At 58.7% G+C, this 19,224-nt stretch carries 20 protein-coding genes, 1 tRNA gene and 1 pseudogene; 9 read left to right on the forward strand and 13 right to left on the reverse strand.

The features are described 5' to 3' along the window. Window positions 1-93 precede the first annotated feature (93 nt). The gene (locus ACYZTW_RS25965) at window positions 94-1,476 is read right to left on the reverse strand and encodes a glutamine synthetase family protein (RefSeq protein WP_462002368.1); all 1,383 of its coding nucleotides are present in this window, start codon (window positions 1,474-1,476) and stop codon (window positions 94-96) included. A gap of 512 nt (window positions 1,477-1,988) precedes the next feature. On the opposite strand from ACYZTW_RS25965, the gene ACYZTW_RS25970 reads away from it, so the two are divergent. The 3 genes from ACYZTW_RS25970 (at window position 1,989) to ACYZTW_RS25980 (ending at window position 5,175) form a co-directional block, all read left to right on the forward strand. Next, window positions 1,989-3,173: a cyanate transporter gene (locus ACYZTW_RS25970; protein WP_462002369.1), complete on the forward strand. Its 1,185-nt coding sequence runs from the start codon at window positions 1,989-1,991 to the stop codon at window positions 3,171-3,173. A 16-nt stretch (window positions 3,174-3,189) separates the two neighbouring features. Beyond that, window positions 3,190-4,107, forward strand: coding sequence for a DMT family transporter (locus ACYZTW_RS25975; protein ID WP_462002370.1), 918 nt, complete (start codon window positions 3,190-3,192; stop codon window positions 4,105-4,107). A 132-nt stretch (window positions 4,108-4,239) separates the two neighbouring features. Then, window positions 4,240-5,175, forward strand: coding sequence for a LysR family transcriptional regulator (locus ACYZTW_RS25980; RefSeq protein ID WP_462002371.1), 936 nt, complete (start codon window positions 4,240-4,242; stop codon window positions 5,173-5,175). Between the two features lie 3 nt (window positions 5,176-5,178). Here the strand turns inward: ACYZTW_RS25980 and ACYZTW_RS25985 are convergent, their stop codons facing one another. Together ACYZTW_RS25985 and ACYZTW_RS25990 are read right to left on the reverse strand one after the other, a co-directional pair. Then, window positions 5,179-5,544 carry a 5-carboxymethyl-2-hydroxymuconate Delta-isomerase gene (locus ACYZTW_RS25985; RefSeq protein WP_462002372.1) on the reverse strand — a complete coding sequence of 122 codons (366 nt, stop codon included), beginning with the start codon at window positions 5,542-5,544 and terminating at the stop codon, window positions 5,179-5,181. 57 nt (window positions 5,545-5,601) lie between these two features. Next, window positions 5,602-6,528, reverse strand: a complete 927-nt coding sequence (locus tag ACYZTW_RS25990) for a LysR substrate-binding domain-containing protein (protein ID WP_462002373.1) — start codon at window positions 6,526-6,528, stop codon at window positions 5,602-5,604. Window positions 6,529-6,759: 231 nt separating this feature from the next. On the opposite strand from ACYZTW_RS25990, the gene ACYZTW_RS25995 reads away from it, so the two are divergent. Continuing rightward, complete coding sequence (locus ACYZTW_RS25995) at window positions 6,760-6,966, forward strand: hypothetical protein (RefSeq protein ID WP_462002374.1); 207 nt, start codon at window positions 6,760-6,762, stop codon at window positions 6,964-6,966. Between the two features lie 53 nt (window positions 6,967-7,019). Here the strand turns inward: ACYZTW_RS25995 and ACYZTW_RS26000 are convergent, their stop codons facing one another. Together ACYZTW_RS26000 and ACYZTW_RS26005 are read right to left on the reverse strand one after the other, a co-directional pair. After that, window positions 7,020-7,211, reverse strand: coding sequence for a YegP family protein (locus ACYZTW_RS26000; protein ID WP_129441952.1), 192 nt, complete (start codon window positions 7,209-7,211; stop codon window positions 7,020-7,022). A 337-nt stretch (window positions 7,212-7,548) separates the two neighbouring features. Further along, window positions 7,549-7,893 (reverse strand): hypothetical protein, encoded by a 345-nt coding sequence (locus ACYZTW_RS26005; protein ID WP_462002375.1) that lies wholly within the window; start codon window positions 7,891-7,893, stop codon window positions 7,549-7,551. 37 nt (window positions 7,894-7,930) lie between these two features. On the opposite strand from ACYZTW_RS26005, the pseudogene ACYZTW_RS26010 reads away from it, so the two are divergent. After that, window positions 7,931-8,068: pseudogene (locus tag ACYZTW_RS26010) on the forward strand (helix-turn-helix domain-containing protein); the annotation flags it as partial. A gap of 74 nt (window positions 8,069-8,142) precedes the next feature. Next, complete coding sequence (locus tag ACYZTW_RS26015; RefSeq protein WP_462005839.1) at window positions 8,143-9,390, forward strand: MFS transporter; 1,248 nt, start codon at window positions 8,143-8,145, stop codon at window positions 9,388-9,390. Window positions 9,391-9,535: 145 nt separating this feature from the next. Here ACYZTW_RS26015 and ACYZTW_RS26020 read toward each other — a convergent pair. From ACYZTW_RS26020 to dapA, 5 genes are all read right to left on the reverse strand, one after another. Then, window positions 9,536-9,625, reverse strand: a tRNA-Ser gene (locus ACYZTW_RS26020). Window positions 9,626-9,708: 83 nt separating this feature from the next. Further along, a complete protein-coding gene (gene purC / locus ACYZTW_RS26025) occupies window positions 9,709-10,422 on the reverse strand; it encodes a phosphoribosylaminoimidazolesuccinocarboxamide synthase (protein ID WP_008034929.1) in 714 nt (237 codons plus the stop codon). 28 nt (window positions 10,423-10,450) lie between these two features. Continuing rightward, on the reverse strand, window positions 10,451-11,209 hold the full coding sequence (locus tag ACYZTW_RS26030) for an MBL fold metallo-hydrolase (RefSeq protein ID WP_008034928.1): 759 nt from the start codon (window positions 11,207-11,209) through the stop codon (window positions 10,451-10,453). A 4-nt stretch (window positions 11,210-11,213) separates the two neighbouring features. After that, a complete protein-coding gene (gene bamC, locus ACYZTW_RS26035; RefSeq protein ID WP_462002376.1) occupies window positions 11,214-12,329 on the reverse strand; it encodes an outer membrane protein assembly factor BamC in 1,116 nt (371 codons plus the stop codon). A 17-nt stretch (window positions 12,330-12,346) separates the two neighbouring features. Then, entirely contained in the window at window positions 12,347-13,225 is an 879-nt protein-coding gene (dapA, locus tag ACYZTW_RS26040) for a 4-hydroxy-tetrahydrodipicolinate synthase (RefSeq protein ID WP_109628404.1), read from the reverse strand. A gap of 329 nt (window positions 13,226-13,554) precedes the next feature. Between dapA and ACYZTW_RS26045 the strand changes: the two genes are divergently transcribed. Together ACYZTW_RS26045 and ACYZTW_RS26050 are read left to right on the forward strand one after the other, a co-directional pair. Continuing rightward, window positions 13,555-14,115, forward strand: a complete 561-nt coding sequence (locus tag ACYZTW_RS26045; RefSeq protein WP_008034925.1) for a glycine cleavage system transcriptional repressor — start codon at window positions 13,555-13,557, stop codon at window positions 14,113-14,115. A 10-nt stretch (window positions 14,116-14,125) separates the two neighbouring features. Beyond that, complete coding sequence (locus tag ACYZTW_RS26050) at window positions 14,126-14,599, forward strand: peroxiredoxin (protein WP_046046123.1); 474 nt, start codon at window positions 14,126-14,128, stop codon at window positions 14,597-14,599. 142 nt (window positions 14,600-14,741) lie between these two features. Here the strand turns inward: ACYZTW_RS26050 and ACYZTW_RS26055 are convergent, their stop codons facing one another. Continuing rightward, window positions 14,742-15,812: an AI-2E family transporter gene (locus ACYZTW_RS26055; RefSeq protein ID WP_010462259.1), complete on the reverse strand. Its 1,071-nt coding sequence runs from the start codon at window positions 15,810-15,812 to the stop codon at window positions 14,742-14,744. Window positions 15,813-15,843: 31 nt separating this feature from the next. After that, window positions 15,844-16,083 (reverse strand): sulfurtransferase TusA family protein, encoded by a 240-nt coding sequence (locus tag ACYZTW_RS26060; protein ID WP_462002377.1) that lies wholly within the window; start codon window positions 16,081-16,083, stop codon window positions 15,844-15,846. A gap of 98 nt (window positions 16,084-16,181) precedes the next feature. On the opposite strand from ACYZTW_RS26060, the gene ACYZTW_RS26065 reads away from it, so the two are divergent. After that, window positions 16,182-17,615, forward strand: a complete 1,434-nt coding sequence (locus ACYZTW_RS26065; protein WP_462002378.1) for a M48 family metalloprotease — start codon at window positions 16,182-16,184, stop codon at window positions 17,613-17,615. A gap of 77 nt (window positions 17,616-17,692) precedes the next feature. On the opposite strand, the gene ACYZTW_RS26070 is transcribed toward ACYZTW_RS26065, so the two are convergent. Beyond that, a complete protein-coding gene (locus ACYZTW_RS26070) occupies window positions 17,693-19,120 on the reverse strand; it encodes a DegQ family serine endoprotease (protein ID WP_462002379.1) in 1,428 nt (475 codons plus the stop codon). Window positions 19,121-19,224: the final 104 nt, after the last annotated feature.

The following is a 19,224-nucleotide window of genomic DNA, read 5'->3' on the forward strand; positions in this document are numbered from 1 at the left end:
CATCAATTTTTTGTGAAAAAGAAGCCAACGATTAGTTGGCTCATGGTACGAGGCCAAAACGCTCAACTTATTTGAGAATGGTTCAGGTTCTGTTCAGGCTTGATTCAAATACCAACGCCAGTCCTGCTCGCCGACCTCGCCCATGAACTGTCGATACTCGGCACGTTTTACTGCCAGGTACACGCCGAGGAATTCACCGCCGAACGCGTCCCGTGCCCAACTCGAACCTTCCAGCGCCCGCAACGTGGTCAGCCAGTCAGTCGGCAACAGTTCCGTGGCCTGAGCGTAGCCATTGCCCTCCACCGGCGCACCAGGATTGAGTTGTTCGCGAATACCGCGATGGATACCGGCCAGAATCGCCGCAGCCGCCAGATACGGGTTGGCGTCGGCGCCACAGATGCGGTGTTCGATATGCCGGGAGAACGCCGGCCCGCCGGGTACGCGCAAACTTACGGTGCGGTTGTCCACGCCCCAAGTGGCCGCTAACGGCGCATAACTGTTGGTCTGAAAGCGACGGTAAGAGTTGGCGTTCGGACAGAACAGCAGCAACGAATCGAGCAAGGTGCTGAGCATCCCGCCGACTGCCTGTTTGAGCAGTGGCGTACCGTCCAGAGCTTCACTGGCGAACAGGTTGTTGCCCTCCTTGTCCGCCAGGCTGACGTGCATGTGCATGCCAGTGCCCGCCAAGTCATCAAACGGTTTCGCCATGAAGCACGCGGTCATCCCGTGCTTGTGGGCCACGCCCTTGACCAGCCGTTTGTAGCGCACCGCTTCGTCCATCGCCTGCAAGGCGTCGGTGCGGTGTTCGAGGGTGATTTCCACTTGTCCGGGCGCGTATTCGGAAATTGCCGTGCGCGCCGGAATACCCTGGAGTTTGCAGGCGCTGTAGAGATCGGCCAGAAACGGCTCGATCTGCTCCAGTTCACGCAAGCCATAGACCTGAGTCCCTCGCGGTCGTCCACCATCGACATCCCGCGCCGGTTGCGGCCGACCGTTGCTGTCGCGCTGCTGATCCAGCAGGTAGAACTCCAGCTCCGCCGCCATCACCGGGTAATAACCATCGGCCTGCAAGCCTTCGATGACTTTCGCCAGCAGATGCCGTGGATCGGCAATCGTCGCGGGCATGCCCTCCTTCGGGTGCATGCTGACCTGCACCGCCGCCGTAGGCATCAGCCGCCAGGGCATGCGCGTCAAACTGCCGCTGATCGGGTACGCCCGGCAGTCGATATCGCCAACATCCCAGACCAGGCCGGAGTTTTCCACGTCATCGCCATTAATGGTCAGGCCAAGAATGGTGCTCGGCAATGGCCGCCCGCTTTCGTACACCGCCAGCAATTCATCGCGGTGCAGCAACTTGCCCCGAGGTACACCGTTGTTGTCGAGGATGAACAACTCGAACATCTCTATATCCGGGTTCTGTTCAAGAAAGGTCAGGGCTTCTTGCTTGGAGGCGAAGGATGTTGTGGCAACACTCATGGGAATTCTCTTATTTCCGCGTCAGGCAAACGCACAGGCGCCGCCGTTTTGATCCCGGCACGCAGTGCGGGACCTGTAAGAACAATCAACGGGAAAGGCAGAAATCCGGTGGGCGCGCGTGACGGCAGTGCCACAGCGCCCAGAAGGCTAATTCGGAGGGGAGTGCGACTGGACAATCGTCCATAGAGAAAACCGCAGAGAACAGATGAGCAGCAGCGTCACACGGAGAGGTTAAGTCGTTAAATCGGGATTTGAAGAACTTTGGTTGCGATATGACTAAACATTCTATAACCATCCTAGATCCAATGTAGGAGCGAGCCTGCTCGCGAAGGCGGCGTGACAGTCGATATTTATGGTAACTGACACTCCGTCTTCGCGAGCAGGCTCGCTCCCACAGGGGATCTGTGTCTCGGCAGAGGTATTTAATTTCTAAATACTGCTCCGGACTTTCTGATTTGCGGCCTCCAGGCCTCGCGCGCCTAATCGGCTCCTTGTCATTCAAGGTCCGATCGATGGAAAACGTTCGCGCAACCTCCCGCCCCGCCCTCTGGCTGATGGTTAGCATCATCCTGGTCGCCCTGAACCTGAGGCCTTCCATGGCCGCCGTCGGTCCTTTGCTGTCGGCGATTCGCGGCGACATTGGGCTGAGTTTCAGCCTGGCCTCGCTGCTGACCATGCTGCCAGTGATGGCGATGGGGCTGGCGATGTTCTTTGGGCTGAGCATCAGCCAACGAATCGGCGAACAACGCACTGTGGTGCTCTCGCTGCTGGTCATTGGCGTGGCTACGGTGTCGCGATTAGTCCTCGATTCGGCGGCCGAACTGATCCTCAGCGCCGTGCTGGCGGGTATCGGTATCGCGCTGATCCAGGCGTTGATGCCGGCACTGATCAAATCCCGCTTCAGCGAACACGTTGCCGTGTGCACGGGGCTCTACGTCACGTCGATCATGGGCGGCGCAGCGATTGCGGCGTCGTTTGCACCGCTGGTGATGGTCCGCACCGGCAGCTGGCGCGTGGGCCTGGCGATCTGGGCCGCGCTGGCGCTGGTGGCGCTGCTGTTTTGGTGCCTGCAGCGTGAAAGAATGCCGGCGCAGCCTGCTCAGGCGCAACGCAATGGGTCCTTCTTCGGCAATTCCCGCGCCTGGTTACTCGCCATCTTCTTCGGCTTGGGTACGGCGTCCTACACCTGTGTGCTGGCCTGGCTGGCGCCGTACTACGTCGAAAAGGGTTGGAGCGAACAAAACGCCGGGTTGCTGCTGGGTTTCTTGACCGCCATGGAAGTGTTGTCCGGCCTGCTGACACCGGCCATTGCCAACCGCAGCCGTGACCGGCGCGTGGTGCTGGTAGTGTTGCTGGCGCTGATCATGGCCGGTTTCTGTGGGCTTATTCTCAGCCCGCAACGCCTGAGTCTGTTGTGGCCATGCCTGTTGGGGCTCGGCATCGGCGGACTGTTCCCGATGAGCCTGATCGTGTCCCTGGATCATCTGGACAATCCCCAGCGTGCCGGCGGCCTGACTGCGTTCGTGCAAGGCATCGGCTACCTGATCGCCGGTCTCTCGCCGCTGATTGCCGGGTTGATCCGCGATCAGCTCGGCAGCTTCAAATGGGCCTGGTGGTCACTGACCGGCGTCATGGCACTGATGATCCTGATGGTCTTGCGCTTCGATCCACGGCATTACGCCCACCACATTCGCTGACCCCGGAACCCACATCATGAAACACACCAGTTTCGTCGCCGCTCACGTCGGCATGCTGCTCTGGGCACTGTTGATCGCTGCATCGTTTTCTGCGGCAGCACAGGTCAGTCAGGTCATCGACCCGATCCTGCTGACCGGTTTGCGCCTGCTGTTCTGCGCCCTGGTATTTTTGCCGCTGCTGCTGTTCAAGGGCGATACCGCCATGACCGCCCGCGGACTGTTCGGCCATGCCGCGCTCGGCTTGCTGCTGGCGGTGTATTTCGGCTCGCTGTTCGAGGCATTGCGCTACACCTCGGCCGTCAATACCGGAACGATGTTCACCTTGGTGCCTCTGCTGACAATGCTGTTCGAAGCCGTATTGATGCCCGACAGCAACCTGAAACAGCGGGTGCTGCCGATGCTGATGGCCGCTGCCGGGGCCGTATTGCTGGTTTTGAAAGGCGCAGGCCCTGGTGAGCTGCCATCGCTGTATGCGGTGGCAGTGTATGGCGTCGGTTGCCTGGCGATGGCGCTCTACTCGCCCCTGAGTCAACGGCTCAAGGCCAGCAGTCTCAAGGGTCGCGGCCCGGTGGGCATGACCTTCTGGAACATGCTATTCGGCGCGCTGTTTCTGCTGGCATTCTGCGGGTTCAACGGCGGCTGGCGATCGGCGTCATTGCTGACCGTGGGCGATGTTGGGTGGCTGATCTACCTGGCGGTGTTCGCCACGCTGGCGACCTTCTGGCTGCTGCATCGGGCAATTGCCGTCATCGCTCCTTCCTCGGTCATCTCCTACATTTACCTGAGCACACTGTTCCTCACGTTGTTTCACTGGTTCTGGTTACGTCAGTCGCCGCTGCCGCTGGAAATCTTCGGGGCGCTGCTGGTGGGCATCGGTATGTTGGCATTGCTGATGTCCAGTCGCAGCGCGCTGCCAGCAGCCGTTCAAAGCTGACGGCCTCTGTAACTGCCCCACAACTTTCTATGAAAAATCCTACAGGGCATTCTCCTGGCACCATCGTTCCGTTAGGATCACTCGCACAAATTTGCGCACAGTCAGCGCAAGGAGCACAGCGAGACGAAACGGATGTTGAACAGTAACTTGCTTAGAAAGCTCGATATGCAGGACCTCATGGTGTTTATCGCCGTGTATGAGCAAAGCAGCGTCACCGGTGTATCCGAGGCGCTCTGCGTCAGCCAGTCCACCGTGAGTTACTGCCTGAAAAAGCTGCGCACCAGTTTCGAAGACGAGCTGTTCATCAATACCCGTGCGGGTATGCGCCCCACCTACAAAGCCAGCACCATGTACACCCACGTGCTGAAGATCCTCGAAAGCATCAACCTGTGTCACGCAGGTCTGCAGGCGTTCGACCCGACCCTGCAACCGGTCACCTTCAATATTTGCGCACCTGAATACTTCGAGCAGTTGATCCTGCCGCGTCTGTTGAAGAATTTCGATTTCGCCGACCTGCCGGTGATGGTCAACATGCACAAGTTCGAAACCGACATCCCGGCCGAAGAACTGCGCGACGGCAGCCTCGACCTGGTGATTTGTTTCGGCCCGAACTTTCATCGCAGTCACGGCGATTTCAAATCCCGGATGCTGCTGGAGGACGACCTGGTCTGCGTCTTCGATAAACGCGCCACACCGCCGGAACCGCGTTTAAGCCTGCAAGCCTTCGTCGAACGCCGACATGTGTTCCCGACACCCTGGACGTCCACCACCAACATGGTCGACGGCTGGCTGGCGCAGCAGGCGCAAAAACGCCAGATCGTCGCGCGTTCCAATAGTTACAGTGCAGCACTGAAGATGATCACCGGTACCGACTTCATCCTGACCCTGCCTCGGCGCGTCCAGCAATTGCTGGCCAACGAGGTGATCTTCAATCATTGCGAAGCGCCCAACGGCTTGCCGGGATTCACCTTGGACATGCAATGGACTCAAAGCGCCGATCAGGACAGCGCCAACACCTGGTTGCGTGAGCAAGTGGTCAAGGCCTGCGCCGAGCAGGAAATGGCCTGAAACTCAGTGGCTGATGGCGACCTTGGTGTAGGACTCTCGATCAATGTCGAGGATTTCCACGGCCATCTGGACTTCAACATCCGCTGGCCATTCACACAAGTCCTGAACCACCGCCAGCAAGCTCTCGGACAACTGCTTCTTGATCTGAGGTGAGCGACCGCTCAATAGTGCCAGTTTCACATGCACGAAGGCCCGTTCACCTAACGCCGTGCCGACCTTGAACGTCTCGACCTTCACCGCTCGGCTCTTGATGTCGTATTCGGCAGCAAACTGACCGGAAGCCACCAACGTATTATTAAGCCGGATCAACGCCACGTCAGCATTGAGCTCGGGCAGGTTGGCGGTGTATTCCATGTGCAGGTGAGGCATGACTAAGCTCCTGAAGGTGGGCAGAAAGGTCGTACATATATCACAGCACTGCCCTATTCACTCGGGCTGCGGTAACACCGCGCGTTCACTCATGAACGCCTCCAGCCTCGACCTCAACCAGCGCTCGGCGGGGTCGGTATCGACATGACTGAGCCAGACCATGGACAGATCCAGGGTCGGCGTCTTGAACGGAAACGGCTCCTTGAACAACTGGCCGGACGCGGCCATCGCTTCGGCGGCGTAATCCGGCAGGCTGGCGATCAAATCAGTCCCGGCTAGCAAGGCCGGCAACGAACTGTATTGCGGCACGGAAAGGACGACGTGGCGCGTACGACCAATCTCCGCCAGCCACTCATCGGCGTAACCACTGACATTGGCGGTGTGGGAAACCAGCACATGCGGTCGCGCGCAATATTCATCGAGCGTCAACGGTGTGTCCGATGCGTCGGCGCGCAAAATGTTGGGCAGGATGTGCCGCAACAACTTGCGCTTGGCGTTGGCCGGAAGCCCGCGAGTCTGGCTGATACCAACGGTGATATCGCCGGACGCCAACAAATCCGGAATCCGCCAGTAATCGACATGCTGCACCACGAACACCACCTTCGGGGCTTCCTGGCGCAAGGCACGCAGCAACGGCGGCAGCAGGCCAAACTCGACATCGTCCGACAGCCCGATACGAAAGCTCATAGTGCTGCTGGCAGGGTCGAAATCATGGGTCAGGCTCAACGCCACCGACAACGAATCCAGCGCCGGCGACAGGTGCAGAATGATTTCCTCGGCCCGCGCCGTCGGCTCCATACGATGCCCGACGCGTATGAACAGCGGATCGTTGAACATCGTGCGCAAGCGATTGAGCGCCGAACTGATGGTCGGCTGGCCGAGAAACAATTTCTCCGCCACCCGGGTGACGTTGCGTTCGAGCATCAGCGTTTCAAACACCACCATCAGGTTGATGTCGGCCTTGCGTAGTTCGTTACGATTCATCCACTGACCCCGCTCCCAAATCTGCTGACAGTTTAGGTAGGTGTCGCAATCGGCGTCTATGCGACTCAAGCCGTTTGCGTTTAATCCAGATTCAGGCAGCGGCTTGGTCTTACATCCTCTTCCTGATTTCTTTGTTCATCTGGCGGGAAGCGATTGCGTCTCTAAGCTGAGCAACGTTTAGGGCAAAACAGCCCTGACCACCCAACCATTTGAACTCAAAGGAGCCCATCAATGGCTAGAGATAAAGCGAAAGACGACAAACACTTCAACTGCACTCAGGACCATGAAGCCGACTACGTCGCCGGCCTTTACCCTCACGCCAAAGAAGAGGTTAAAACGCTCCTCAAATCGGCCTGCAAGGATAATACCCTGCGCAACTCTACCCACAAGGACGTCTACGACCTGATCAAACGAAAACTGGGCCACTCACAACCGTAAGACCGCCCGTTGGAACGAAGCTGCTCTGACTGAGCAGCTTCACCACACGAAGCCTAGATTTCCTTGACCGGCGTCTGATCGTGGGTCCCTTTGATCAAACTGATGGCATGCACACAATCAGACTTGTTGACGTAAGCCTCCCCGCTGGCAATCGTTTCATGGTTTCCCGCCCTCAAACGCCACCGCCATTGACCTTTGCCGGTCTGTACGATGCCACGGGTTTGCCTGTAAATCTCAAAATACATTGCTCGCTCCTTGCGATTGCTGATGACGGCAGATCAGTGATCTGCGAAACGAGAGTAGATGAGGATTTTTTGCAGCAGGGTCTTTCAATGTCAGGGGATGTTTCGCAGATACAGCCTTGATTGGCGGGACAACCAATAGATTCGGGGGGCGGTAAATAGAGTGACTGGGCTGAGTAACTTTTCCCTTGAAGAGGCATATTTTTCTTACGCTGCGGCGCTGCCTGTTCCGACGCAAATACTCAGCACACTGAAAGTAGGATCACGCAACAATGCTTGGTTTGATCGACATGTTTCGAGCCTTTGATGATCGTCCAGCAATCCATGCCATACAGGCTGCTCACTGATTTTTCTGCTGAGTCGAATCGTCAGCTGACACGGCCAAAGGCTGTTCCTCCATCAGCACGGCCTCTTCCTCAAGCGCTGTTTGAGGTTGAGCCGCTACCGTGCTGGAGACTGGGTCAGTACGGGGCAGCAAACCCCGTATAGCCCTTTCAATGAGTGAAAGGATTCCATAGGTGAAGAAGCCAAAGATCAGTCCAACCACCACAATGCTCAAAGGGTGCATTTGCGCTGCGTCGGGACTTTCCAACATGTAGCTAAAAGCCTGAACAGCAACGGCCAGGCAGGCCGCAAATGCGGCCACCAGCTTCACAAACACCCAAAGCTTTCGCCATCTGTTCATGCATTCCCCCGTCATCCGGTGATTTGCTCTGTATTGCATGATAGCTAATGACCAGGGTTACACCGAAAGCCAGAAAAAGCTGACGTGGGATCGCTGGCAGAAAGGCGAATCTCTTCAGCAGATTGCGCAACTGTTTGATCGAAATCACTCATCGATACAGCGTATCTTGGCGCAGGTAGCGGCAACGTGGCAGCAGGTGTGCGAGGCGCTATTAGATGCCTACGCCAAAACAGGTTTTCGAGGCTCATGATGAAAACCACTGACAAGTCGGGTGACACTTCGATTACTGCGCCAATCAAGAAGGCGTCAACCGGCAACGTCTGGCGCAGCATGCCTGGCGGCATCTGGGCGTTGGGCTTGGTCTCGATGCTGATGGACATCTCCTCAGAGATGATCCATGCGTTGTTGCCGCTCTATATGGTGACAGTGCTGGGTACCTCCGTTCTGGCGGTGGGTCTCATCGAAGGCATAGCCGAGGCTACGGCCTCGATCACCAAGGTATTCTCCGGAGCACTCAGTGATCGATTGGGCAAGCGCAAACTGCTCGCGGCGCTGGGGTATGGGCTGGGGGCGCTGTCCAAACCGATCTTTCCTTTGGCGGGGTCGCTGGATTGGCTGACCGGGGCTCGCTTTATCGACCGTATTGGCAAAGGTATTCGCGGCGCCCCGCGCGATGCGTTGGTGGCCGACATCACGCCGCCCGAAATACGGGGCGCCGCTTTCGGCCTGCGGCAAACTCTGGATACCGTGGGTGCATTCCTGGGACCGTTGCTGGCGATCGGATTGATGTGGCTAACCGCGAACCACTTCCAGACTGTGTTCTGGGTGGCCGTCATCCCGGCCTTCCTGGCCGTCGCGGTGCTGCTGGTGTTCGTTCATGAGCCCAAACAATTGGAAGGGACGCGCCGGGTGCGCGCGCCTTTGAGCCGGCGGGAATTGGCCCGACTGGGCGCCGGCTACTGGTGGGTGGTGGGTGTCGCTGCGGTGTTCACCCTGGCGCGTTTCAGCGAAGCCTTTCTGATTCTGCGCGGCCAAGCCGTCGGGCTGGCGCCGATGTGGGCGCCAGCAGTACTTGTGCTGATGGGGGTGGCGTATTCACTGTCAGCCTATCCCGCCGGGGCCTTGTCTGATCGTGTCAGCCGCGTGGCGGTGCTCGGCGTAGGTCTGCTTTTGCTGATTGCTGCCGACCTGACTCTGGCGTTCGCGCCGGGTATCGATGGCCTGGTCGTCGGCGTCATTCTATGGGGACTGCACATGGGGTCTACCCAAGGGATATTCGTCGCCCTGATCGCCGATTGCGCGCCGGCTGAACTGCGCGGGACGGCATTTGGCATGTTCAATCTGTTGACTGGGTTGGCCTTGCTGCTGGCCAGTGTCACCGCTGGGGCGTTGTGGGACACGGTTGGCTTCCAAGGCACTTTCTTGATGGGAGGGGGCTTTGCTGTTCTGTCTTTGCTGGGATTGTGGGTGATCCAGGCGAGAGTTCAGGTTCGATAGCAAAGCGCGATACCGCCTATGTTTCGCGAGACAGTCGTACCGCTCGCCGAGAAAACAGGCGGCAAATTTGCCCTAAACGAAATGCCAGAAACGAAAAAGCCCCTGTAATCACTGACGATTACAGGGGCTTAGTCTTATTCAATAATGGCGGAGAGATAGGGATTCGAACCCTAGGTACCGGTGAAGGTACAACGGATTTCGAATCCGTCCCATTCGGCCACTCTGGCATCTCTCCAACGGCGCGCATCATAACAACACTTTTGCCGGAAGCGAACCCCCTAGGCGAAATTTTTCCGTGCTATCAGATGCTTGCGTCGATTAAAGCGGTACGCCCAGACGATTGGCGACTTCTTCGTAGGCTTCGATGACGTCACCGAGGCCCTGACGGAAGCGGTCTTTGTCCATTTTCTTGCCGGTAGCCTTGTCCCACAGGCGGCAGCCGTCCGGACTGAATTCGTCGCCCAGGACGATGGAGCCGTCGGAGAACACGCCGAATTCCAGTTTGAAGTCGACCAGCAGCAGGCCGGCGTCGTCGAACAGCTTGCTCAGGACTTCGTTAACCTTGAGCGACAGTTCTTTCATGCGAACCAGTTGCTCGGCGGTGCCCCAACCGAATGCCACGACGTGGGATTCGTTGATGAACGGGTCGCCCTTGGCGTCGTCCTTCAGGAACAGTTCGAAGGTGTAAGGGTTGAGCTTCATGCCTTCTTCGACGCCCAGACGCTTGACCAGGCTGCCGGCGGCGTAGTTGCGCACGACGCACTCGACCGGGATCATGTCGAGCTTCTTCACCAGGCATTCATTGTCGCCCAGCAGTTTGTCGAATTGGGTCGGCACGCCGGCTGCTTCGAGTTTCTGCATGATGAAGGCGTTGAACTTGTTGTTCACCATGCCTTTGCGGTCGAGCTGCTCGATGCGCTTGCCGTCGAACGCCGAAGTGTCGTTGCGAAACAGCAGGATCAAGCGGTCAGCGTCGTCGGTCTTGAAAACCGATTTGGCTTTGCCGCGGTAGAGTTCTTCACGTTTTTCCATGATGGGCTCCGCTTGCTAAGTAGGTGGGCTAGGCGATGTGTCGCCAGTCGAGCCCTGAATCTTGATCGGCCAGTTGCAGCCAGTCCGGGTCGCACCCGAGGGTGTCGACAAAACATTGCCGGGCCAGCTGCGGCAGGTTGTTCTTGCTGCTCAGATGGGCCAGGACCAGGTGTTGCAGGCCTTGCCAGCCCAACTCGGACACCAGGAATGCCGCCTGATGGTTGTTCAAATGCCCCAGTTCACCGCCTACCCGCTGCTTGAGAAAGTAGGGGTAGTGACCGCGAGCCAGCATGTCACGGCAATGGTTGGCCTCGATCATCAACGCATCGAGGTCCCGATAGCCGTCCAGCACCTTGTTGCAATACGAGCCCAGGTCGGTCAACAGGCCGAAGCGCCGTTCACCGTCACTGAAGACGTATTGCGTCGGCTCCTGTGCATCATGGGCCACGGCAATGACGCCGATGCTCAGTGCGCCGATCTGCAGTTGCTCGCCGCCGGCCAGAAGGCCAGCCGGTTCAATTGGTTTGCGCATCCCGCGCAGGGTGCCGCGACTGAGGTAGACAGGCAGATTGTAGCGCCGAGACAGCAAACCCACGCCATGCACGTGGTCGGCATGTTCGTGGGTCACGAGTATCGCACTCAACTGCGCAGGGTTCACACCCAGGCGCAGCAGGCGTTTTTCGGTTTCCCGCAGGGAGAAACCACAATCCACCAGCACATACGTGTCAGCGCTGGCTATCAGCGTGCCGTTCCCTTGGCTACCGCTGCCGAGAACGGCAAAACGCATGTGATCAGCCCAGGTTGTCCTGAATCACGCTCAACACTTTGCGCGCCACGTCAGCCGGCGCCACGGTATTGATGTTTTTCTCGACGGTGACCTGGACGTTGTCGCCAACCTTGCTCAGGCGAACCTGATAACGCTCGGCACGGGCTTCAACTTCTTCCTTGCTCGGCGCGCTGCCGAACAGGCTGCTGAAGAAGCCAGGCTTCTCGTCTTTCTTCTCGGCTTTTTCAGACAGGTTGATGTAGTACAGGCCCAGGCTGCGGTTGATGTCTTCAACGCGCCATTCACCCTGTTCCAACGCACGACCGACGCTCGACCAGGCACGATCCAGGTCAGTGCCGACGTTCAGAACCGGGTTGCCGCTGCCGTCTTCGCTCAGGCTGACACGGCTTGGCGTATCGGTATCACGCGAAGCCAGCATGGAGACCGAACCGCCCTTCTCCGAGGTACGGCTCATGCTCGCGAGCATGTCGTCGACCAGTGCCGCGTCCAGGCCCGTGTTGACCGAACGGTTGGTGAAGGCCACGTCGGAGGTGCTACCGGCAGGACGCTCGGCGCTGACCACGTAGACTTCACTGGTGTTGCGCTGCACACCTGGCTCGATGCGGACCCGCACACGGGTTTCGCTGTCGGCGCCGACACCGGCTGCGCTCAGGCGCTTGGCCATCGCGGCGGACAGTTCGTCGGAATGCTGCCAGGTGGTGGTGAATTCGCCGGTTTGCGGACGCTGTTCGTCCAGACGGAAACCGTTGTCCTGGAAGAACTGCACGGCCACTGGCCAGACTTCGGCCGGCGGGTTCTGGGCGACGATCCAACGCGAATCACCGGTCTTTTGCAGGGAGTAGGCGCTGGCGTCAGCCGCTGCCGACAACGGCTGCGGACGGGGAACGATGTACTCGCCCTTTGCGGTGTCATCGGCCACGTTGCGCGGGATCGGCAACAGCGGATCCAGATGCTTGGCGGTGCTGACATCCGGCGGCAATTGCATGGGTGCAGTTTGTTGCGCTTCCAGGTAATCGCTACCACGGTCACGGAAATAACCTTCCGGGCCCCAGACCCATCCGCAGCCACTGGTGCTGGAGATGATCAAGGCAAGTGCGGAAAGTCCGGCCATTCGCTTCATGCGTAGTACTTCCTCAATTAAACCAGGACGCCGGACTGGCGCATGGCCTGCCGCAGCGGTTCGTGACAGGCAGCGCTGAGCCAGGTGAGCGGCAGACGGATACCGTCCGGCATCAAGCCCATTTCATGCAGTGCCCATTTCACGGGGATAGGGTTGGATTCGATAAACAGGGTTTTATTGAGTGGCATCAGCTTTTCGTGGATCGCGCGGGCCGTCACGGCGTCGCCTTTCAGAGCAGCGTTGCACAGGTCACTCATTTCACGCGGAGCAACGTTGGCGGTCACCGAGATGTTGCCCTTGCCGCCGAGCAGGATCAGCTCGACTGCGGTGGCGTCGTCACCGGAGATCACCAGGAAGTCTTTGCTCACGCCGTCGATGATGGCCTTGGCACGGGTCAGGTCGCCGGTGGCTTCCTTGATGCCAATGATGTTTTTCACGGTCGACAGGCGGATCACGGTTTCGGCCAGCATGTCGCACGCCGTACGGCCGGGCACGTTATAAAGGATCTGCGGGATGTCGACGGCTTCGGCGATTGCCTTGAAGTGCTGGTACAAGCCTTCCTGGGTCGGCTTGTTGTAATACGGAGTCACCAGCAGGCACGCATCGGCGCCGGCGGTCTTCGCATTGGTGGTCAGCTCGATGGCTTCGCGCGTCGAGTTGGCGCCGGTACCGGCGATCACCGGAATGCGCCCTGCAACCTGCTTCACCACGTAACGAATCACTTCGATGTGCTCGTTCACGTCAAGGGTGGCCGATTCACCTGTGGTGCCGACCGCCACGATGGCGTGGGTGCCGTTTTGCAGGTGAAAGTCCACCAGTTTGCTCAGGCTGTCCCAGTCGAGACGACCTTGTGCATCCATGGGTGTGACCAGTGCCACCATACTGCCCGCAATCATGCAACCGCTCCTGCCGGAAAAAGAGAGCGGTAATGGTACTGGCGCCAAGATGCTTGTACAAGCGAAGTACTGCGCTGCTGCCATTCCCCTTGGCGCTGCTTTTCGCTACCCTTCAGACTTTGATCGGTACTGATAAGCTCGTACGCCGGGTTCCAGCCTCCATTTTCGGCATCACAAGCCCCGATCCAGCGTTGCCACCCCTCGCTCTTGCCACTCTGGAGCACGTTGCAACCTTGCGGCTCGGGTTTTCTGAATTCGCATCCGCAGGCTCGCTCCCGGTAAAAAAAGCCCGTAGAAGTATCGACCGCTCATCGCTTTAGGAATGCTGCATGTCCACCCCCACAGTTCGCGAACAATTCCTTGTCATCAGTGCCCTCGGCGCCAACCCCATGGAGCTGACTAACGTCCTGTGCCGCGCCAGCCATGAAAACCGCTGCGCCGTGGTCACTTCTCGCCTGACGCGCCACGGCGAGTGCAGCGCGTTGATCCTCGAGATCTCCGGCAGCTGGGACGCCCTGGCGCGCCTCGAAGGCAGCCTGCCGAGCCTCGCCAAGAAGCACGCCTTTACGGTCAATGTGGTGCGCAGCGCGGCGCTGGAGAATCGTCCTCAAGCCCTGCCATACGTCGCTTATGTCAGCTCGGCTTACCGCTCGGACATCATTAACGAGCTGTGTCAGTTCTTCATGGACCACAATGTCGAGCTGGAAAACCTGACCTGCGACACCTATCAGGCCCCGCAAACCGGCGGCACCATGCTCAATGCCACGTTTACCGTGACCTTGCCGGCCGGTGTGCAGATCAGCTGGTTGCGCGATCAGTTCCTGGATTTCGCCGACGCGCTGAACCTGGATGCCCTGATCGAACCGTGGCGCCCACAAAACCCAATGTAAGGAAGCTTTCATGGCCGTTGCCATCGACCAACCGGTTGCCGACTTCGAAGCACCCGCCACCAGCGGGCAGACCGTTAACCTCGCGAGCCTCAAAGGCAAGCAAGTGGTGATTTACTTCTACCCGAAGGACAGCACACCAGGCTGCACCACCCAGGGTCAGGGCTTTCGCGATCAGCTTGACGCCTTTAAAGCCGCCAACACCGAAGTCTTCGGCGTGTCCCGCGACAGCCTCAAATCCCACGAAAACTTCAAGGCCAAGCAGGCGTTCACCTTCGAGCTGATCAGCGACAAGGAAGAAGCACTCTGCCAGTTGTTCGACGTGATCAAGCTGAAAAAGCTCTACGGCAAGGAATACATGGGCGTTGATCGCAGCACGTTCCTGATCGACAAGGACGGTGTGCTGCGTCAGGAATGGCGTGGTGTGAAGGTGCCGGGACATGTGGATGCTGTTCTGGCGGCGGCACAGGCGTTGAACAAGGCCTGATTTTTTAGCGTCCTTTCGGACGCTTTCGCGAGCAGGCTCGCTCCCACAGTAGGCCGGGTTGTCCGGACAGACGCGATTTAATGTGGGAGCGAGCCTGCTCGCGAAGAGGCCCTATGCCTTACTCAAGAATCACGCCGGGCAGTTAAAGCAGTGGCGCCACCACCGGTTCTTTGCGCGGCCACGCGTCCAGCACAGCCTTGAACAGGGTTGCGAGCGGAATCGCAAAGAACACGCCCCAAAAGCCCCACAGCCCGCCAAACAACAACACCGCGCAGATGATCGCCACCGGATGCAGATTGACCGCTTCCGAGAACAACAGCGGCACCAACACGTTGCCGTCCAGCGTCTGGATGATTCCGTAGACCGCCATCAAATAGATGAACTGATCGCTCCAACCCCACTGGAACAGCGCAATCAGCATGACCGGCACGGTCACCACCACAGCCCCGACATAGGGCACTACCACCGACACACCCACCAGCAACGCCAGCAGCGCCGCGTAGTTGAGCCCCAGAACAACGAAACCGATGTAGGTCACGCCACCGCAAATGAAAATCTCGATGACCTTGCCGCGAATGTAGTTGGCGATCTGCCGGTTCATCTCGTGGGCGACGCGGGTGATCAGCGCGCGCTCACGAGGCAAGTAACCCCGCACCCACTGACCGATCATCTCCCGGTCCTTGAGGAAGAAGAACACCAGGATCGGCACCAGCACCAGGTAGATCATGATGTTCACCAGCAACGGCAGACTCGACAGCGAGAACGTCAGCGCCCACTGACCGAACTTGCCGATCTCGCCCCGTGCCACTTCGATGGCTTGCAGCACCTGCTCGTCGGATACCAGATGCGGATAGCGCTCGGGCAGCAGCAATAACAGCGATTGCCACTTGGCGAGCATGCCGGGCAGTTCGTTGAACAGCGTGATCAGCTGATGCCAGAGCAACGGCACCACGACAATAATGAATACCAGCAAAACGCCCATAAACAAGGCGAAGACCAGCCCCACCGCTACCCCGCCCGGCATGCGCAGGCGTTCGAGAGTGACGACCAACCCTTGCATCAGGTACGCCAGCACCATCCCGGCCAGCACGGGTGCGAGCATGCCGCCCAGCGTTAGCACGGCGGTAAACGCCAGAAACAGCAGGACCGCCAGCACCACGGCTTCTTCATCGGAGAAGTAGCGCTGAATCCAGTCGCGTAACACCTTGAACATCAATAATCCTTAGAAACGAACGCAGCAGAATTCAGGCTTTTTTCAACCAGTAGCGGTAAACACCCGCTTCATCTTCTTCACGAAGCAGCGTATGACCGGCCAATCGGGCAAAGGTGCGAAAGTCGCGCTGCGAGCCGGCATCGGTAGCGATCACCTTGAGTACCGCGCCGCTGGTCAGTCGATTGAGTTCCAGCTTGGCCTTGAGCAACGGCAAGGGGCAATTCAGGCCGCTGGCGTCGAGTTCGGCGTCATGGGCTACAGCGTCGGTCATTGCATCACTCCGGAGTCAGGTGGTTGAGTGGCTAGAATATCTGGTCCCAAGCGTAGTGTCCGGCTACAGTAAGGTCTTTGTCGACTAAGGCTTTGTGCATGACTTTTTTGCGCCCTACCCTGCTGACGCTCGCTTGCCTGCTCGCCTCACCGGGCTTCGCCGACGACCTGCCGTCACTCGGCGACGCCAGTTCTGCCATTGTCTCGCCGCAACAGGAATACCAGTTGGGTCGCGCGTGGCTCGCGCTGTTGCGCAGCCAGGTTTCCCAGCTCAACGATCCGCAGCTCAAGGACTACGTCGAATCCAGCGTCTACCGACTGGTGGAAACCAGCCAGGTCAATGACCGGCGCCTGGAGTTCATCCTGATCAACAGCCCGCAACTCAACGCCTTCGCGGCACCGGGCGGCATTGTCGGGGTCAACGGCGGTTTATTCCTCAATGCCCAGACCGAAGGCGAGTACGCCTCGGTACTCGCTCACGAATTGGCTCACTTGTCGCAACGCCACTTCGCCCGTGGTGTCGAAGCCCAACAGCGCATGCAGGTGCCGATGATGGCCGCGCTGCTGGCCGGGATCGTGATTGCCGCATCCGGCGCCGGCGATGCCGGGATTGCAGCCATTGCGGGCACGCAGGCGGCAGCCGTTCAGGAACAACGGCGCTTCTCTCGCCAGAACGAACAGGAAGCCGACCGCATCGGCATCCTCAATCTGGAAAAGGCCGGTTACGACCCGCGCTCGATGCCGACCATGTTTGAGCGATTGGCGCGCCAATACCGCTTTGACGCCAAGCCACCAGAGTTTCTGCTGACTCACCCGGTTACAGAATCGCGGATCGCCGACACCCGCAACCGCGCCGAACAGTCCAAAGCAGGCGGTATCGAAGACACCCTGCGATATCAGCTGATTCGTGCACGGGTCCAGCTGATCTATGAAGAAACCCCAGGTCTGGGCGCCAAACGCTTTCGCGCCCAGCTTGATGAAAACCCGAAAAACGACGTCGCTCGCTATGGTCTGGCCATTGCCCAGATCAAGGGCGGCCAGCTGAATGAAGCACGGGAAAACCTCAAGTCGCTGCTGGCCAAGTCGCCGAACGAGATCATCTACAACCTGGCTCAGGTCGATCTGGACATCACCAACAATCGCCTGCCCGACGCCCAGTCCCGGGTTGACCGGATGTTGACGCAGTATCCCGGCAACTATCCGCTGAATTCGGTGCGAGTCGATCTGCTGCTCAAGCAGAACCGTGCGCCCGAAGCGGAAAAAGCGCTGGAGAGTCTGCTCAAGAGCCGTCCGGACGATCCGGACGTCTGGTACATGGTGGCCGAGACTCGCGGTCTATCAGGCAACATCATCGGCCTGCATCAGGCCCGTGCCGAGTATTTCGCCTTGGTTGGCGATTACCGTCAGGCCATTCAGCAACTGGACTTCGCCAAGCGCAAGGCAGGCACCAACTTCCCGCTGTCGTCGCGGATCGACGCACGGCAACGCGAGCTGATGGAACAGGAGCGCATGATCAAGGACATGATGGGCTGATCTGCTTCTCAAACTAAAAGACAGGCACAAAAAAACCGCCTCTTTCGAGGCGGTTTTTTATTCAGCCAACAACTGGATTATTCAGCCAGTTTGAAGGTGATGAAGCTGGCGCGATTTTGACGCAGAACCCGCATCGACACCGAGCGGTTCTTCGGCAACGCCTTGGCGATATCCGTGAACTCCTTGGTGGAACCGATTGCCTGATTATTCAGGTGAGTGATCACATCGCCCGGCTGCAAACCGATCAGGGAAGCAGGACCGTCCTGGACTTCCTTGATGACGACGCCGCCTTTGAGGTCGTAGGTTTTCTTCTGTTCATCAGTCAGCTCGGCCACGGAAACACCCAGGCGATTGCTGCTGCGCTCGGTGGTAGATTTCGGCAACGCATCCAGCTCTTTGCCTTCTTCCGGGATAGCGCCGACAGTCAGCTCGACATTCTTGCGCTTGCCTTCACGAATCACTTCCAGATCGGCTTTCGAGCCGGCCTTCAGCGCGCCCACCAAGTGTGGCAGATCGGCGGACATGACGATCGGCTGGCCGTTCATGCTCAGGATCACGTCACCTACTTGCAGGCCACCCTTGGCAGCCGGGCCGTCATCCTGGATCTGAGCCACCAGCGCACCGGCCGGTTTCTCCAGACCGAACGACTCGGCCAGGTCCTTGTTCACTTCCTGGATGACTACACCCAACCAGCCACGGCTGACTTTGCCGCCGCTTTTGAGCTGATTGGAAACGTCCATGGCTACGTCGATAGGGATCGCGAACGACACGCCCATGAAGCCGCCGGAACGGGTGTAGATCTGCGAGTTGATGCCAACCACTTCACCGGCCAGGTTGAACAGCGGGCCACCGGAGTTACCCGGGTTGATCGGCACGTCGGTCTGGATGAACGGCACATAGTTTTCGTTCGGCAGACTGCGACCGATGGCACTGACGATACCTTGAGTCACGGTATGGTCGAAACCGAATGGCGAGCCAATGGCCACGACCCATTGGCCGGCTTTCAGATCCTGGGATTTGCCCAGTTTCAGGACCGGCAGATCCTTGCCTTCGATTTTCAACAGCGCCACGTCGGAACGTGGATCGGTGCCGATCAGCTTGGCCTTCAATTCGCTGCGGTCGGCGAGACGAACGAGAATTTCGTCGGCATCGGCAATCACATGGTTGTTGGTCAGGATGTAGCCATCAGGCGAGATAATGAAGCCCGAACCCAAGGATTGGGCTTCACGCTGACGATCACCACGAGGCACACGCGGCTGTGGCATACCGTGTTCGAAGAACTCACGCAGCATCGGCGGCAAGTCATCAAGGTCAGGCATCTGCTGGCTCGACACTTTGCGGTCCGGCAGTTTCTGTGTGGTACTGATATTCACCACCGCGGGCGAGGCCTGCTCGACCAACTGCGTGAAGTCAGGCAACTCGGCCGCCTGAACAGCGACCGCCTGACCAAGCACCAGCACGGTGGCAAAAATAGAGAGATAAGACTTCAAGCGTGGTATCGACATACGGCTCCCGTTACGACGAGCATGGTTAAGCGATATGGAGCAAGGAACACCGGGAACAATACGCCGGTATTTTTGTTCCGGGAACAACAAACAAGGCCAGAGCC

The organism is Pseudomonas sp. LB3P25, from assembly GCF_054897985.1.

Bases quoted from the DNA above. Each gene is read 5' to 3' on its own strand.
- ACYZTW_RS25965 (WP_462002368.1), bottom strand. From the start codon at position 1,476: ATGAGTGTTGCCACAACATCCTTCGCCTCCAAGCAAGAAGCCCTGACC.
- ACYZTW_RS25970 (WP_462002369.1), top strand. From the start codon at position 1,989: ATGGAAAACGTTCGCGCAACCTCCCGCCCCGCCCTCTGGCTGATGGTT.
- ACYZTW_RS25975 (WP_462002370.1), top strand. From the start codon at position 3,190: ATGAAACACACCAGTTTCGTCGCCGCTCACGTCGGCATGCTGCTCTGG.
- ACYZTW_RS25980 (WP_462002371.1), top strand. From the start codon at position 4,240: ATGTTGAACAGTAACTTGCTTAGAAAGCTCGATATGCAGGACCTCATG.
- ACYZTW_RS25985 (WP_462002372.1), bottom strand. From the start codon at position 5,544: ATGCCTCACCTGCACATGGAATACACCGCCAACCTGCCCGAGCTCAAT.
- ACYZTW_RS25990 (WP_462002373.1), bottom strand. From the start codon at position 6,528: ATGAATCGTAACGAACTACGCAAGGCCGACATCAACCTGATGGTGGTG.
- ACYZTW_RS25995 (WP_462002374.1), top strand. From the start codon at position 6,760: ATGGCTAGAGATAAAGCGAAAGACGACAAACACTTCAACTGCACTCAG.
- ACYZTW_RS26000 (WP_129441952.1), bottom strand. From the start codon at position 7,211: ATGTATTTTGAGATTTACAGGCAAACCCGTGGCATCGTACAGACCGGC.
- ACYZTW_RS26005 (WP_462002375.1), bottom strand. From the start codon at position 7,893: ATGAACAGATGGCGAAAGCTTTGGGTGTTTGTGAAGCTGGTGGCCGCA.
- ACYZTW_RS26015 (WP_462005839.1), top strand. From the start codon at position 8,143: ATGAAAACCACTGACAAGTCGGGTGACACTTCGATTACTGCGCCAATC.
- purC (WP_008034929.1), bottom strand. From the start codon at position 10,422: ATGGAAAAACGTGAAGAACTCTACCGCGGCAAAGCCAAATCGGTTTTC.
- ACYZTW_RS26030 (WP_008034928.1), bottom strand. From the start codon at position 11,209: ATGCGTTTTGCCGTTCTCGGCAGCGGTAGCCAAGGGAACGGCACGCTG.
- bamC (WP_462002376.1), bottom strand. From the start codon at position 12,329: ATGAAGCGAATGGCCGGACTTTCCGCACTTGCCTTGATCATCTCCAGC.
- dapA (WP_109628404.1), bottom strand. From the start codon at position 13,225: ATGATTGCGGGCAGTATGGTGGCACTGGTCACACCCATGGATGCACAA.
- ACYZTW_RS26045 (WP_008034925.1), top strand. From the start codon at position 13,555: ATGTCCACCCCCACAGTTCGCGAACAATTCCTTGTCATCAGTGCCCTC.
- ACYZTW_RS26050 (WP_046046123.1), top strand. From the start codon at position 14,126: ATGGCCGTTGCCATCGACCAACCGGTTGCCGACTTCGAAGCACCCGCC.
- ACYZTW_RS26055 (WP_010462259.1), bottom strand. From the start codon at position 15,812: ATGTTCAAGGTGTTACGCGACTGGATTCAGCGCTACTTCTCCGATGAA.
- ACYZTW_RS26060 (WP_462002377.1), bottom strand. From the start codon at position 16,083: ATGACCGACGCTGTAGCCCATGACGCCGAACTCGACGCCAGCGGCCTG.
- ACYZTW_RS26065 (WP_462002378.1), top strand. From the start codon at position 16,182: ATGACTTTTTTGCGCCCTACCCTGCTGACGCTCGCTTGCCTGCTCGCC.
- ACYZTW_RS26070 (WP_462002379.1), bottom strand. From the start codon at position 19,120: ATGTCGATACCACGCTTGAAGTCTTATCTCTCTATTTTTGCCACCGTG.